Genomic DNA, 14,111 nt, shown 5'->3' with positions numbered 1-14,111 from the left:
GGGTTAGGCTTCACCGTCGCTAAGGCTCAGGAATGCGCGGGTGTATTCGCTATGGTCTTCGGACAACAGGGACCGCGTGTTTCCCTTGCATAGCCATCCGATGTGCTTTGGCAAATGCAGCCAGGACGGTGGTGGTGGCGGTGGACCAGCGCTTTTAGCGTGCCAATTGGAGATGCCGGTAGCGACCTCAACGAGCGCGATGCCATGCGCCTCGGCAAACTCGACGGCCCCTGCTTGAAAGCCGGCGATCGAGAAGAGCATTGCCTTTTGAGCACCGGTTGAGAGCAACTTGCTATGCAGAACCTGAACGTCTTGCCGCTCCACTGGACGAGCTTGGTGTTTGCATTCGACGAGCACGACGAACTTGGCGCCGAGTGCGGAAAAGTTGGCCACGACATCGATGACGTAATCACCATCGGAACCTTGCAGCGAGGCGAGGTGGTGTGACTGGTAGTCCACGAGTGAGCCAGCGGCCGCATCCAGAATGCCCTGGACCAAGAGCTCGAACTCACGCGGCGTCAGTGAGAGCGGCTCGTTCGGTGGACGCACGTGAAGCCTAACGTAAAGTTGAGGGGCGCGCCGCTTTAGGCGCGTCCCTCTCGAACGCTATGTTAGCCCCGCTGCTCATTTGGAACTGAAAAGCATTGAGACCGCAAGCATGGCCATGACAGCAACAAATACTTGAATTGCCACAGATCGGCGTGATGCTGAAACGGCTAGTGGCGTTATTTGCTTGAGAGAAAACACGCGCCCAATAATAAGAGACCAGATAAATAGGCTGAGCGGGAAAACAAGCAGGACGAGCCAGCTTTTGAAGACTATGGCCGCAACGATGCTGCCCCAAAAAGAGAACTCAACCGCGAGAGTTGACGCGGCATGTGCCCAAGCCGAAACAAACGCGAGACCACCGCACGAAGCGCACTTGGCCGGGAAAGTGCTGGACGCACTGAACTTACGCCATGTGCCGATGGTTAATTGACCGCAGTGAGGACAAGAAAACATAGGGGCTAACTTGATATAGGCCGCAAATCTGTCGGCATAACAAAGCTCATGGCTCCTCCCGTGATCTGTTGTAAGTACCTGATTTATATCAGCCTTCTCCCACTCCGCCCAGTCAGACGGACCATGAACAAAACCGGCAAACCCTGCATGCTCGGCGGCGAGGAACGGTTTTGCGTCTCTTTGCCAAACGGGAAGCAGACTAGTCGCCGCGATGGTCGGCGCCGCGCCCGGGAGCGGCGACAGGGGCGCGCTGTGCGCAGGGCCGTCTACTTGCGCGGCTCGCCGCTGGCCGGCTGCGCGCTGTCACCCGAGGTCCTGTGCTCGAAGGCAAACACCGCCGCCTCCACCCGTGAACCGAGATCGAGCTTGGCCATGATGTGGCGCACATGCAGCTTGACGGTGTTGTGGCTGATGTCCAGGGCCTGGGCGATGACCTTGTTGCTCTTGCCGCGGGCCACGTGCTCCAGCACCTCGCGCTCGCGCTCGGTCAGGCTGCCGACCAGGTCGCGCTTGACCGAACCCTGCTGCCACATCTGCGCCAGCTTGAGGGCCATGCTGGGCGCCACCACCAGCTCGCCGCGGGCGGCGCGCTGGATGGATTCGATCACCTCGTCGGGTTCCATGTCCTTGAGCAGGTAACCCCGCACGCCGGCACTCAGCGCCGCGGCCAGGTCGTCCTCGGCGGTGCACATGGTGAGGATGACCACCGGGGTCTCGATGCCCTCGGCACGCAGGGCGCGCAGCACGCTCAGGCCGTCGACGGGGCCCAGCCTCAGGTCCAGCAGCAGCAGGTCGGGCTGGTGCTGGCGCACCAGGGCCACGGCCTCGTCCGGCTTGCCGGTGTCGCCCAGCACTTCCATGCCGCCGCGACCGCGCAGCAGGTCGGCCAGGCCGCTGCGCAGCACGGCATGGTCATCCACCAGTACCAGGCGCACCGCCTGGCTCACGACGCAGCCTCCGCGCCGGGCATGGCAGTGCAAGCCCCTGCGGACGGCCGTGCGGCGCTCATGCGTTCCCCACGTGCGCCGTCGGGAACGGCACCGTCAGGCGCACCCGGGTCCCGCCGCCCACGCGCGGGCCGATCTCCACCACGCCGCCCAGGCGCTGGGCACGTTCGTTCATGATGTCCAGCCCGAAATGCGCGCGGCCGTCGGCCTGCAGGGCGGCCACGCCGCGGCCGTCGTCCTCGACTCGCACATCGAGGTGGCTGCCGCGATGGCTCAGCGTCAGCCAGGCCTGCTGTGCCTGGGCATGGCGGCCGACGTTGGCCAGCGCCTCCTGGACGATGTGAAAGACCTGCACTTCCTGTTCGCTCGTGAGACCGAGCTCGGGCACTTCGCACTGCAGCTGCAGCGGGATGCCCGCGCGCTGGCGGAACTCGGTGGCCAGGACCTGCACCGCGTGCACGAGGCCCTGCGGATCCATGGCGACGCGGAAGTTGGTCAGGATCTCGCGCAGGTTGCACTGGATGCTGCCCATGGCCTGCTCGACGTCGGCAAAGTATTTCTGCGACAGCGTGTCGTCGTGCGCCTGCATGGCGTCCTGCAGCAGGGGCAGGCGCATGTTCACGTAGGCCAGGCTCTGGGCGATGCTGTCATGCACCTCGCTGGCCAGGAACTTGCGCTCGGTCATCACGGTGCTGGCCAGGGTCTCGCGCTCCAGGCGCGCGTTGTGCAGGGCCAGGCCCAGCAGTTCGCCGATGGAACGCAGCACGGTCTGCACGTCGGCGCCGAGCTCTGCCTCGCTGCAGAAGAACAGGTTGTACAGGCCCAGCAGGCGGCCGCGGTGCCGCAGCGGCATGGCCAGCATGCGCTGGCAGTCCTGGTAGAAGCGTGCGTCCGAAGGATGGTGGCGCGCGCACTCGCTCATGTCTGCGCTCCAGGCCGGGGCATCGCTGTCGGCGGCCACGCCGCAGGTGCCGCAATGCCGGTCCACCAGCAGTTCGGCGAAACGCACCTCGGGCGGCAGGCCCACGTCACCCACCAGACGCATGTGCTCGCCGTCTTCGGAGAGGATGCGCACCACGCCGGCCTGGGCGCCGGCCAGTCGCACGATCGGCCCCAGGAACTGCCCCAGCAGGGTTTCCAGTTCCCGGCCCTGGCTCAGTCCGGAAGTGATCTCCGCCAGCAGACTGGCCACCGGCGGCGCATCGACCGCGGCGATCTCCACGGACAAGCCGCCCGCCTGAGGCGCAAGCCTCAGCATGGCGCCCTCCCGGCCGGACGGCTGCTCGTGTTCATCATGTCTCTCTCTGCACCATGCTGGAGCACGGTATATGGTTATATATTCAGCAATCAGTATATTTACGAATACCCCCAGGGGGAAGGGCCATAGGCGCCTTTGGACCTCAGGTTTTCCCTGACTTGCCGGGGTCCTTTCCCCGTTTCACCCCCGGGCATACCCCATAACCCATTTGGGTGAGGTGTCAATCACCCGTGTCGGTAATAGACGTTTAACCCCGGACTTGAGGTAATCCGGGGATGGCATCCATCCCCCTGCACGACCCCTTGGCCCCCGCGCTGGCCGGGGCCACCACCGAGACCCGCAACACCACCTGCTACATGTGCGCCTGCCGCTGCGGCATCAAGGTGCACCTGCGCAACGGCGAGGTGCGTTACATCGAAGGCAACCCGGACCACCCGCTGAACAAGGGCGTGATCTGCGCCAAGGGTTCCTCGGGCATCATGAAGCAGTACTCCCCGGCGCGGCTGACCAAACCGCTCAGGCGCAAGGCCGGGTCCGAGCGCGGGGCCGGCGAGTTCGAGGAGATCTCCTGGGAAGAAGCCTTCAGCACGCTGGAGGAACGCCTGCGCCACCTGCGCGCCACCGACCCCAAGAAGTTCGCCCTCTTCACCGGGCGCGACCAGATGCAGGCCCTCACCGGCCTGTTCGCGCGCCAGTTCGGCACACCCAACTACGCGGCGCACGGCGGCTTCTGCTCGGTCAACATGGCCGCCGGCATGATCTACACCATCGGCGGCTCCTTCTGGGAGTTCGGCGGCCCGGACCTGGACCGCTCCAAGCTCTTCATCATGTTCGGCACCGCGGAGGACCACCACTCCAACCCGATGAAGATGGCGCTCTCGAAGTTCAAGCGCAACGGCGGCCGCTTCATCTCGGTCAACCCGGTGCGCACCGGCTACTCGGCGATTGCCGACGAGTGGGTGCCCATCAAGCCCGGCACCGACGGCGCCCTGCTGCTGGCGCTGATCCATGAACTGATCGCGCTGGGCCTGTACGACCGCGAATTCCTGGCGCGCTACACCAACGCCGGCCAGCTGGTGAACCAGGACGCCAAGGGCGACGAGTTCGGCATGTTCCTGCGCAAGGAAGACGGCGACAAGGTCAACCCGCTGCGCCCGGCCAACTTCTGGTGGTGGGACCGCCTGAGCGGCAAAGCGGTGGCCGACCACGCCGAGGGCGCCGACCCGGCCCTGCTGGGCCAGTTCGCCATGCCCGACGGCACACCCGCCGTGCCGGCCTTCCAGCTGCTGGCCGACCGCGTCAAACCCTACACGGCCGAGTGGGCTGCCGACATCACCGGCGTGCCGGCCGCGACCATCCGCCGCATGGCGCACGAGATGGGCATCACCGCGCGCGACCAGAAGATCGAGCTGCCCATCGCCTGGACCGACAGCTGGGGCAGGAAGCACGAATCGGTCAAGGGCAACCCGGTGTCCTTCCACGCCATGCGCGGCCTGGCTGCGCACAGCAACGGCTTCCAGACCATCCGCGCCCTGGCCATCCTGATGAGCCTGCTGGGCACCATCGACCGCCCCGGTGGTTTCCGCCACAAGGCGCCCTACCCGCGCGCCGTGCCGCCCAATGCGCGGCCGCCCAAGGGCCCGCAGGCCGTCAAGCCCAACACGCCGCTGGACGGCGCGCCGCTGGGCTGGCCCGAGAGCCCGGACGACCTGTTCGTGGACGACAAGGGCGAACCGGTGCGCCTGGACAAGGGCTTCTCCTGGGAACACCCGCTGTCGGCGCACGGGCTGATGCACAACGCTATCACCAATGCCTGGCGCGGCGACCCTTACCCCATCGACACCCTGCTGATCTTCATGGCGAACATGGCGTGGAACTCCACCATGAACACCAGCGAAGTGCGCAAGATGCTGAACGACAAGCGCGAGGACGGGGAGTACAAGATCCCCTTCCTCGTGGTCTGCGACGCCTTCCAGTCCGAGATGACGGCCTTTGCCGACCTGGTGCTGCCCGACACGACCTATCTGGAGCGGCACGACGTCATGTCCATCCTGGACCGCCCGATCTCCGAGTTCGACGGCCCGGTGGATTCGGTGCGCATCCCGGTGGTGCCCCCGAAGGGCGAGTGCAAACCCTTCCAGGAAGTGCTGGTGGAACTGGCCAGCCGCCTCAAGCTGCCGGCCTTCACCACGGCCGAGGGCGGGCGCAAGTTCCGCGACTACCCGGACTTCATCGTCAACTACGAAACGGCGCCCGGCTCGGGCATCGGCTTCCTGGCCGGCTGGCGCGGCAAGGGCGGCGAGAAGTCCATGCGCGGCGAACCGAACCCGCGCCAGTGGGAGATGTACGCGCAGAACAACTGCGTCTTCCACTACGAGATGCCGGCCAACATCCAGTACATGCGCAACTGGAACCGCGACTACATGCAGTGGGCCCAGTCCATGGGCCTGCGCCGCGACGCCGACCCCATCGTGATCCACATCTACTCCGAGTTCCTGCAGGGCTTCCGCCGCGCCGCCCAGGGCAAGCGCCCGGGCAAGCAGCCGCCGGACCACCTGCGCAAGCGGGTGGAGACCTACTTCGACCCGCTGCCCTTCTACTACACGCCGCTCGAATCGCAGGCCACCGACACCGCCGCCTTCCCGCTCAACGCGGTCACGCAGCGCCCCATGGCCATGTACCACGCCTGGGACTCGCAGAACGCCTGGCTGCGCCAGATCCACACCTACAACTTCCTCTTCGTCAACCCGGTGACCGCGAAGGCGCAGGGCATCGAGGACGGCGGCTGGATGTGGGTCGAGTCGCAATGGGGCAAGGTGCGCTGCCTGTGCCGTTACTCCGAAGCGGTGGAGCCCGGCACCGTCTGGACCTGGAACGCCATCGGCAAGGCGCCGGGCGCCTGGCGCCTCACCCCCGACGCCAACGAATCGCGCCAGGGTTTCCTGCTCAACCACCTGATCAGCGAGGAGCTGCCCGGCCCCAGGGCGGGCAGCACGGTCTCCAACTCGGACCCCATCACGGGCCAGGCCGGCTGGTACGACGTGCGCGTGCGCATCAGCAAGGCCGAAGCGGGAGAACCTGAAGAGAGCTGGCCGCGCTTTGATACGGTACCGGCCGCGCCGGGCACCGGCGCCACACCCGGGAGCCAGTCCTACTTTGCCGGCACGGGGGAGTGGAAAGCATGACACAACTCGAAAAACAGGAGCGCTCGCTATGACACAGCTCGCGTTGGTCATCGACCTCAACGTCTGTGTCGGCTGCCACGCCTGCGTGACCAGCTGCAAGCAGTGGAACACCTCGGGCACCGCCGGCGCGCTGGCCGACCTCAACCCCTACGCGTCCGAGCCCAACGGCACCTTCTTCAACCGCGTGCAGACCTTCGAGGTCGGCGAGTACCCGAACACGCAGACCGTGCACTTCCCCAAGAGCTGCCTGCACTGCGAAGACCCGCCCTGCGTGCCGGTCTGCCCCACGGGTGCGAGCTACAAGCGCGAGAGCGACGGCATCGTGCTGGTGGACTACGACAAGTGCATAGGCTGCAAGTACTGCTCCTGGGCCTGCCCCTATGGCGCGCGCGAGTTCGACGAGGAGCGCAAGGTCATGAGCAAGTGCACGCTGTGCGTGGACCGCATCTACGACCAGGCCATCCCCGAGCCGCAGCGCAAGCCCTCCTGCGTGATCGCCTGCCCCTCCAACGCGCGCCTGTTCGGCGACATCCACGACCCGGCCTCCGAAGTCTCGGTCGCCATCCAGGAACGCGCCGGCTACCAGCTCATGCCCGAGTGGGGCACCAACCCGGCCAACCACTACCTGCCGCGGCGCAAGACCGAGATCCGCATCCACCCCGAAGACCTGGAGCGCGTGGACAACCCGCTCAAGATCGACGGCCAGCACCCCGAACACCCTCACCGCACGCCCGGCCGCGAGGACCACTCCACATGAAGCCCGCTTTTTCCGTCATCTTCCTCACCACGCTCATCGGCGCCGGCCAGGGCCTGTTCCTGGCCCTGTTCGCCACCGAAATGATGCTGCCGTCCAGCCCGGAGCTGCGTGGGTTCCTCGTCGTCGGCGACATCGTGGTGCTGGGCTTCTGCGGCCTGGGCCTGCTGGCTTCCTTCTTCCACCTGGGCCGGCCCGAGCGCGCCTGGCGCACCGCCACCATGTGGCGCACTTCCTGGCTCTCGCGCGAGGTCATCATCCTGCCGGCCTTCATGGGCGGCGTCTTCCTGCACGGCCTGAGCCACTACCTCGGCCAGGGCCCGGCCGCGCTGGTCGGGCTGGGCACGGCGCTGGTCGGCCTGGCGCTGTATGTCTGCACGGCCATGATCTACGCCTCGATCCGCTTCCTGCAGGAATGGGCCAGCCCCCTGACCGTGGCCAACTACACGCTGCTGGGCCTGGCCTCGGGTTTCACCCTGGCCACCCTGCTGGCCGGTGTGCTGTCGCCCGGGCTGGCCAGCGCGTATGCGCTGGGCGCCTCCCTGTTCACGCTGGCCGGCTTCGTCAGCCGCAGCGCCTCGCTGCTGCGCAATGCCCGCCTGAAACCGACGTCGACGATCCAGAGCGCCATCGGCATCAAGCACCCGAAGATCGTGCAGAAGTCGCAAGGCTTCATGGGCGGCTCCTTCAACACGCGCGAGTTCTTCCACGGCAGCAGTGCTGCCATACTGCGCAACGTGAAATGGAGTTTCCTCTTGCTGGTGTTCCCGCTGCCCCTGCTGTTCCTCGTGGCCGGGCTCAAGGGCGACTCGCTGCCCTATCTGGCCGCCGCCTTTGCCCTGCAGTACCTCGGCCTGCTGGCCGAGCGCTGGTACTTCTTCGCCCAGGCCAACCACCCGCAGAACCTGTACTACCAGACCATCGCCTGAGGCGCCATGGGTTCCACTTTTCCCATGCTGCGCCGCTCGCTCACCGCCCTCGCCCTGCTGTTGCTGGTGCTGCCGGTCCAGGCGGCCGAGACCCTGCAGGCCGTCTCCACCATGCCCTGGTGGTTCTGGCCGCTGGCGCTGTTCGTCACCTGCTTCCTGATCGGCATCGTCGCGGTGCCCGCCGGCATCGGCGGCGGCATCCTCTTCGTGCCCATCGTCGGCGGTTTCTTTCCCTTCCACCTGGACTTCGTGCGCGGTGCCGGCCTGCTGGTCGCGCTGGCCAGCGCGCTGGCCGCCGGGCCCATGCTGCTGCGCGGCAACCTGGCCAGCCTGCGCCTGGCGCTGCCGCTAGCGCTGCTGGCCTCCATCAGTTCGATTGCGGGCGCCATGATCGGCCTGGCGCTGCCGGCCTCGACCGTGCAAATGGCGCTGGGCGTGATCGTGCTGGGCATCGTGGTGCTGATGTTCAGCGCGGGCAAGTCCGAGGTACCGGAGGTGGCGCGCCCCGATGCGCTGTCCACCGCGCTGGGCATCCACGGCGTCTTCACCGATGGCGCCACCGGCCGGCGCATCGACTGGCAGGTGCACCGCACGCCGCTGGGCCTGTTCGTCTTCACCGGCATCGGCATGCTGGCCGGGGTGTTCGGCATCGGTGCGGGCTGGGCCAACGTGCCGGCGCTCAACCTGCTCATGGGCGTGCCGCTCAAGGTCTCGGCCGGCACCTCCGGGCTGGTGCTGTCGCTGGTGGACTCGGCCGCGGCCTGGGTCTACATCAACCGCGGCGCCGTGCTGGCCATCATCGCCGTGCCCTCGGTGGTCGGCATGATGCTGGGCGCACGCATCGGCGCGCGGCTGCTGCACGTGCTCAAGGGCTCGGTCATCCGCAAGATGGTGATCAGCCTGCTGCTGTTCGCGGGCATCCGCGCCTTCCTCAAGGGAGCCGGCATATGGATGTGAAGGACACCCTGCCCGAAGAGGCCGTCCGCTACGCCACTCTGCTGGAGTGGGGCACACGCGCAGGGCTGGCCCTGCTCTTCCTCAGCTTCATTGCCTACGTGGGCGGGCTGCTCGCGCCCCACGTGCCGCTGGAACAATTGCCGCAGTTGTGGAACCAGCCGGTGGACGAGTACCTGCGGCGCACGCAGTCGCCGCAGGGCTGGGGCTGGCTGGCGCTGGCCGCCCGGGGCGATTTCAGCAACCTGGTCGGCATTGCCGTGCTGGCCAGCTGCTCGATCCCGCCGCTGCTGGCGGTGCTGGCCCTGTTCCGCCGGCAGGGTGCGCGGGCCTATGCCATCATCTGTGGACTTGAAATCCTGGTGCTCCTGCTGGCCGCCTCCGGCTGGCTCAGCGCCGGGCACTGACACTGATCCACGACGTACATCGCATGGCCAACGTCTTCCAACACCTGCTGCTGGCCACCGAGCACAGCGAATTCGACAGCGGCGCCGAAGCCCTGGCCATGGCCCTGGCGCGCCGCTGCCAGCTGCCCCTGGCCGGCGTGCTGCCCATCGTCAGCAACCCCGAGTTCGAGGCCGCGGCACCCGCGCTGGCCACGCGGGCCGACCAGCAGGCCGCCACGCGCATCGCCGAACTGCACGAGCTGGCCCAGGCCCAGGGCGTGTCGCTGGCCCTGCAGGCGCGCCGCGGCCCCGAGCCGCACGAAGAGATCGTCGACGAGGCACGCGTGCGCGGCAGCGACCTGATCGTGATCCGCCGCCGCGGCAAGCGCGGTTTCCTCGCCAACCTGCTGCTGGGCGAGATGGTGTCGCGCGTGGTGGCGCACGCCCCCTGCAGCGTGCTGATCGTGCCGCGCGGCGCCGCCATGTGGCGCCAGCGCGTGCTGGTGGCCGCCGAGCCCGGCACCCAGGGCCAGCGGCTGGTCGCCCTGGCGGGTGCCGTCGCGGACGAATGCCAGCTGCCGATCACCGTGGTCTGCGTGGCCGAACCTTCACGCCAGGCCGAAGCCCGGGCCTTCGTGCAGGACAGCGTGCAAGGGCTGCAGCAGCGCGGCCTCACGGCCCAGGGCCAGGTGCTGGCCGGCAAGCCCTACGAACAGATCCTGCAGGCCGGCCGCGACAGCGGCGCCGACCTGATCGTCATGGGCAGCCGCGGCGAGGTGCCGCTGGCGCGCGCCGTGGTGGGCGGCGTGGCGCAGAAGGTGATCGGCCTGTCCGAACACCCGGTGCTGGTGGCGCATACTCCGTAGACAACAAGGAGAAGACCCAGATGAGCGACGCGTTGAACTACCTGGTCCAGGCCCGGCCCGAAACCATGGGGCACTACTTCAAGTTCCTCAAGGAAACCGGCAAGCACCTGGACCCCAAGACGCGCAACCTGATCTCCGTCATCACCAAGGTGCACGCGCAGACCGAGCGCGGCTTTCGCCAGTACCTCAGCCGCGCGCTGCGCGAAGGCTGCTCCCCCATGGAGGTGCTGGACGCCCTGCTGATGGCCTTCCCCGCGCTGGGCCTGGCCAAGATCGTCTGGGCCACCGACATCATCCTGGACATGAACATCCCGGGCTTCGAGCCCGAAGCCCTGCGCGGCGAGCCGCCGAAGTGGCGCGATGTCATGGCCGCCGCCGACGTGCCCGATGGCGAGGTGGCGCGCCTGGAGTGCGAGGGCCGCGGCCTCTTCATCTACCGCGAGAAAAAGAGCTACCAGGTCTACGACAGCCGCTGCCCGCACCAGAGCACCGACATCCCCCATCTGGCGCTCAAGGGCAGCACCCTGACCTGCCCCAAGCATGGCTGGGCCTTCGACGTGAAGAGCGGCGACTGCATCAAGAAGGGCAACACCCCCCTCACCCGCATCGAGTCCAAGGTGCTCAAGGGCCGCCTCATGGCGCGCTGGTAAGTCACGGCCCACATCCCTGCCCCAAGGCCCGCGATGCGGGCCTTTTTTGCATCCGCCGCCCCGCTGCGGCGCCCGGCAGATCGCTGCGCGCTAACCCTATTACCCACATGGATTACACCCCCCCACCCGTTGCGGTAATAGACGCCGCAGGGGGTACCCCCAAGAATGGTTACAGGCAGCCACCCTGCGGGAGTGGCATGCCGGCGAGACCCGACAAACGATGCTGCAACGGCAGCGAATGGAGACAAGGATGAACTTCGACAAGGAATACGACGCTTCCGGCCTGGCCTGCCCGCTGCCCATCGTCAAGACCAAAAAAGCACTGGCCGACATGGCCTCCGGCACCGTCCTCAAGGTCATGGCCACCGACCCCGGCTCCGTCTGCGACATGGCAGCCTTTGCCGAGCAGACCGGCAATGCCCTGCTGGAGCAGGGTGAGGAAGGCGGCAAGTACGTCTTTTTCCTCAAGAAGGCCTGAGCCCCGCACCGGACCGAGACAGAACATCAAGAGGAGACGAGACTATGGCAAAGAAAATGGCGCTGATCGCCACCAAGGGCACGCTGGACATGGCCTACCCGCCCTTCATCCTGGGCTCCACTGCCGCGGCGCTGGGCTGGGACGTGCAGATCTTCTTCACCTTCTACGGCCTGCAGCTGCTGCGCAAGGACCTGAGCGACGTCAAGATCAGCCCGCTGGGCAACCCGGCGATGCCCATGCCCATCCCCATGCCTGTCATGGTGCAGATGCTGCCGGGCATGGAGTCCATGGCCACCATGATGATGAAGCAGAAGATGAAGTCCAAGGGCGTGGCCTCGCTGGAAGAGTTGCGCGACCTCTGCCTGGAGGCCGACGTCAAGTTCGTCGCCTGCCAGATGACGGTGGACCTGTTCGAGTTCTCCAAGAGCGACTTCATCGACACCATCGAGTACGGCGGTGCCGCAACCTTCATGAAGTTCGCCGGCGAGTCGGACGTCTGCCTCTTCATCTGACGCTGCCACGGCCGGTGCGCCCGCAGGCGCCGGCCGTTTGCTGGCGGCACGCCGCCACCGGTACGCGGCCGGCCGGCTCCGCGCTCTCGCGGTCGAACTGAACAAGGGATCGTCATGAAACCTCTCATGAAGCGTTTTTTCCTGAGTCTCGTCCTCCTCGCCGGCGCTCCGGCCTGCCTGGCGCTGGCCCCTTATGTGCGCGGCGCCAAGCTGCCCGCCGCCGAGCTGCCGGCGCAGGTGGCCGCCGTCGAGCAGAAGCTGCAGGCCGCCGGCTTCACGGTCATCGGCCGGCATATGCCCAAGGGCATCCCCACCAATGCCACCATCATCGTCACCGACCCCGGCATCCTGGATGCCATCGGCAAGGTGGGCGGCTCGGCCATCAGCGCCGCCGCCTTGCGCGTGGGCGTGCAGGCCGACGGCAGCGTCTCCTACATGAACCCCGAGTACTGGCACCGCGCCTTCGTGCGCAGGAAATACGGCCAGGTGGAAGCCGCCGTCAAGGCCAGCCAGGCCCGGCTGACGCAGGCGCTGGGCGAAGGCGCGCCCTTTGGCGGCAACGTCGAGGCCGACGACCTGGCCAGCTACCGCTACATGTTCGGCATGGAGCGCTTCGACTCCAACAGCGAGCTGGTCCAGCACGCCAGTTTCGACGAAGCCCTGGCCAGCGTGCGCGCCAACCTGGCCAAGGGCACGGCCCAGACGGCCCGGGTCTACGAGGTCGTGCTGCCCGAGCGCAAGGTCGCCGTTTTCGGCGTGGCCATGAACGACACCGAGAGCGGCGAGGGCTGGTGGGTCAACAAGATCGAAGGCAGCGCCCACGTGGCTGCCCTGCCCTACGAGATCTTCATCGTCGACAACACGGTCTACGCCCTGTACGCGCGCTTTCGCATCGCCCTGGCCTGGCCCGGGCTCGGCATGGGCCAGTTCATGGGCATCTTCAATGCACCGCACGTGATCCATGACACCATGAGCAAGGTGGCGGCCAAGCCCTGAACGACACGCGCACCGACAACAACATCACCACGGAGACTATCGAATGGAAAACACCGTCAATCTGGCCGCCTGGGTCGTCTGGGGCGGCTTTGCCCTGGCCCTGGTTTTCGGCTTTGTCGCCAGCAAGACCAACTTCTGCACCATGGGCGCGATCTCCGACGTCGTCAACATGGAGCACTGGGGTCGCATGCGCATGTGGCTGCTGGCCATAACCGTGGCCATCGCCGGCACCGGCCTGCTGCAGTACTTCGGCCAGATCGACGTGGCCAGGAGCGTCTACCAGCGCCCGACCCTGCCCTGGCTGTCCCTGCTGGTGGGCGGCGCACTGTTCGGCGTGGGCATGACCCTGGCCGGCGGCTGCGCCAACAAGAACCTGCTGCGTGTGGGCGGCGGCAGCATCCGCTCCTTCGTGGTGCTGACCTTCCTGGCCATCTCGGCCTACATGACACTCAAGGGCCTGTTCGCCCAGTGGCGCGCCAGCCTGCTGGACCCGGTGTCCATCGACCTCACGCGCTTTGGCGTCAAGACCCAGAGCCTGCCCGATCTGCTGGCCGGCGCCTCCGGCCTGCCGGCAAAGACCGCCCTCCTCGTCGTCGCCGGCATCGTCACGCTGGCGCTGCTGGGTTTCGTCTTCAAGGACAAGCGCTTCCGCGGCAACCTGGCCCAGGTGCTGGGCGCCGTGGTGCTGGGCGCGATCATCGTGCTGGGCTGGTACCTGAGCGGCCACATCGGCTACGGCGAAAACCCGGACACGCTGGAGATGACCTACTTCGGCACCAACACCCGCACCATCGAATCCTTCAGCTTCGTGGCGCCCACCGCCTACTCGCTGGAGCTCATGATGCTGTGGACCGACAAGTCCCTGCGCGTGACCTTCGGCATCGCCACCGCGCTGGGCGTGGTGCTGGGCTCGCTGGCCTGGGCCCTGTACAGCAAGACCTTCCGGCTCGAAGGTTTCGCCTCCATCGCCGACCTGCGCAACCAGATCATCGGCGCCACGCTCATGGGTTTTGGCGGCGTCACCGCCATGGGCTGCACCGTGGGCCAGGGCCTCACCGGCATCTCGACCCTGGCGCTGGGCTCGCTGCTGGCGCTGGGCGGCATCGTCGCCGGCTCGGTCGCCACGCTGAAGTGGCAGAACCGCGACTGAGCGTCTCATTCGCCCATGAAAAAGCCGCGCTCTGCGCGGCTTTT

General features: G+C 67.0%; 14 protein-coding genes. 11 read left to right on the top strand and 3 right to left on the bottom strand.

Features of this window, described 5'->3' with window-relative positions:
- Nucleotides 1-3: 3 nt before the first annotated feature.
- The 3 genes from HTY51_RS04540 to HTY51_RS04530 form a co-directional block, all read right to left on the bottom strand.
- Nucleotides 4-498 (bottom strand): restriction endonuclease, encoded by a 495-nt coding sequence (locus HTY51_RS04540; protein WP_174251616.1) that lies wholly within the window; start codon nucleotides 496-498, stop codon nucleotides 4-6.
- 770 nt (nucleotides 499-1,268) lie between these two features.
- Complete coding sequence (locus HTY51_RS04535) at nucleotides 1,269-1,949, bottom strand: response regulator transcription factor (protein ID WP_174251615.1); 681 nt, start codon at nucleotides 1,947-1,949, stop codon at nucleotides 1,269-1,271.
- Nucleotides 1,950-2,007: 58 nt separating this feature from the next.
- Nucleotides 2,008-3,207 (bottom strand): GAF domain-containing sensor histidine kinase, encoded by a 1,200-nt coding sequence (locus tag HTY51_RS04530; RefSeq protein WP_174251614.1) that lies wholly within the window; start codon nucleotides 3,205-3,207, stop codon nucleotides 2,008-2,010.
- A 275-nt stretch (nucleotides 3,208-3,482) separates the two neighbouring features.
- Here HTY51_RS04530 and HTY51_RS04525 point away from each other — a divergent pair, with 275 nt between their 5' ends.
- The 11 genes from HTY51_RS04525 (at nucleotide 3,483) to HTY51_RS04475 (ending at nucleotide 14,067) form a co-directional block, all read left to right on the top strand.
- Complete coding sequence (locus tag HTY51_RS04525) at nucleotides 3,483-6,392, top strand: molybdopterin oxidoreductase family protein (protein WP_174251613.1); 2,910 nt, start codon at nucleotides 3,483-3,485, stop codon at nucleotides 6,390-6,392.
- A 28-nt stretch (nucleotides 6,393-6,420) separates the two neighbouring features.
- Nucleotides 6,421-7,149, top strand: a complete 729-nt coding sequence (locus HTY51_RS04520; protein WP_174251612.1) for a 4Fe-4S dicluster domain-containing protein — start codon at nucleotides 6,421-6,423, stop codon at nucleotides 7,147-7,149.
- On the top strand, nucleotides 7,146-8,075 hold the full coding sequence (locus HTY51_RS04515; RefSeq protein WP_174251611.1) for a DmsC/YnfH family molybdoenzyme membrane anchor subunit: 930 nt from the start codon (nucleotides 7,146-7,148) through the stop codon (nucleotides 8,073-8,075). The genes HTY51_RS04520 and HTY51_RS04515 overlap by 4 nt, the downstream gene beginning before the upstream one ends.
- 6 nt (nucleotides 8,076-8,081) lie before the next feature.
- Nucleotides 8,082-9,032 carry a sulfite exporter TauE/SafE family protein gene (locus tag HTY51_RS04510; protein WP_254606987.1) on the top strand — a complete coding sequence of 317 codons (951 nt, stop codon included), beginning with the start codon at nucleotides 8,082-8,084 and terminating at the stop codon, nucleotides 9,030-9,032.
- Nucleotides 9,023-9,436 carry a DUF1634 domain-containing protein gene (locus HTY51_RS04505; protein WP_174251610.1) on the top strand — a complete coding sequence of 138 codons (414 nt, stop codon included), beginning with the start codon at nucleotides 9,023-9,025 and terminating at the stop codon, nucleotides 9,434-9,436. The genes HTY51_RS04510 and HTY51_RS04505 overlap by 10 nt, the downstream gene beginning before the upstream one ends.
- 23 nt (nucleotides 9,437-9,459) lie before the next feature.
- The gene (locus HTY51_RS04500) at nucleotides 9,460-10,281 is read left to right on the top strand and encodes a universal stress protein (RefSeq protein ID WP_174251609.1); all 822 of its coding nucleotides are present in this window, start codon (nucleotides 9,460-9,462) and stop codon (nucleotides 10,279-10,281) included.
- Nucleotides 10,282-10,301: 20 nt separating this feature from the next.
- Entirely contained in the window at nucleotides 10,302-10,931 is a 630-nt protein-coding gene (locus tag HTY51_RS04495) for a Rieske 2Fe-2S domain-containing protein (RefSeq protein ID WP_174251608.1), read from the top strand.
- A 250-nt stretch (nucleotides 10,932-11,181) separates the two neighbouring features.
- Nucleotides 11,182-11,409: a sulfurtransferase TusA family protein gene (locus HTY51_RS04490; protein WP_174251607.1), complete on the top strand. Its 228-nt coding sequence runs from the start codon at nucleotides 11,182-11,184 to the stop codon at nucleotides 11,407-11,409.
- Between the two features lie 44 nt (nucleotides 11,410-11,453).
- Nucleotides 11,454-11,921 carry a DsrE/DsrF/DrsH-like family protein gene (locus HTY51_RS04485; RefSeq protein WP_174251606.1) on the top strand — a complete coding sequence of 156 codons (468 nt, stop codon included), beginning with the start codon at nucleotides 11,454-11,456 and terminating at the stop codon, nucleotides 11,919-11,921.
- A gap of 114 nt (nucleotides 11,922-12,035) precedes the next feature.
- The gene (locus HTY51_RS04480; protein ID WP_217448242.1) at nucleotides 12,036-12,917 is read left to right on the top strand and encodes a hypothetical protein; all 882 of its coding nucleotides are present in this window, start codon (nucleotides 12,036-12,038) and stop codon (nucleotides 12,915-12,917) included.
- Between the two features lie 43 nt (nucleotides 12,918-12,960).
- Nucleotides 12,961-14,067 carry a YeeE/YedE family protein gene (locus tag HTY51_RS04475; RefSeq protein WP_174251605.1) on the top strand — a complete coding sequence of 369 codons (1,107 nt, stop codon included), beginning with the start codon at nucleotides 12,961-12,963 and terminating at the stop codon, nucleotides 14,065-14,067.
- Nucleotides 14,068-14,111 lie beyond the last annotated feature (44 nt).

Origin of the sequence: Rhodoferax sp. BAB1 (assembly GCF_013334205.1) — a bacterium.
Classification (GTDB): Bacteria; Pseudomonadota; Gammaproteobacteria; order Burkholderiales; family Burkholderiaceae_C; genus Hylemonella.
The sequence above is the reverse complement of the archived record's forward strand: the minus strand, read 5'-3'. Positions and strand labels throughout refer to the sequence as shown.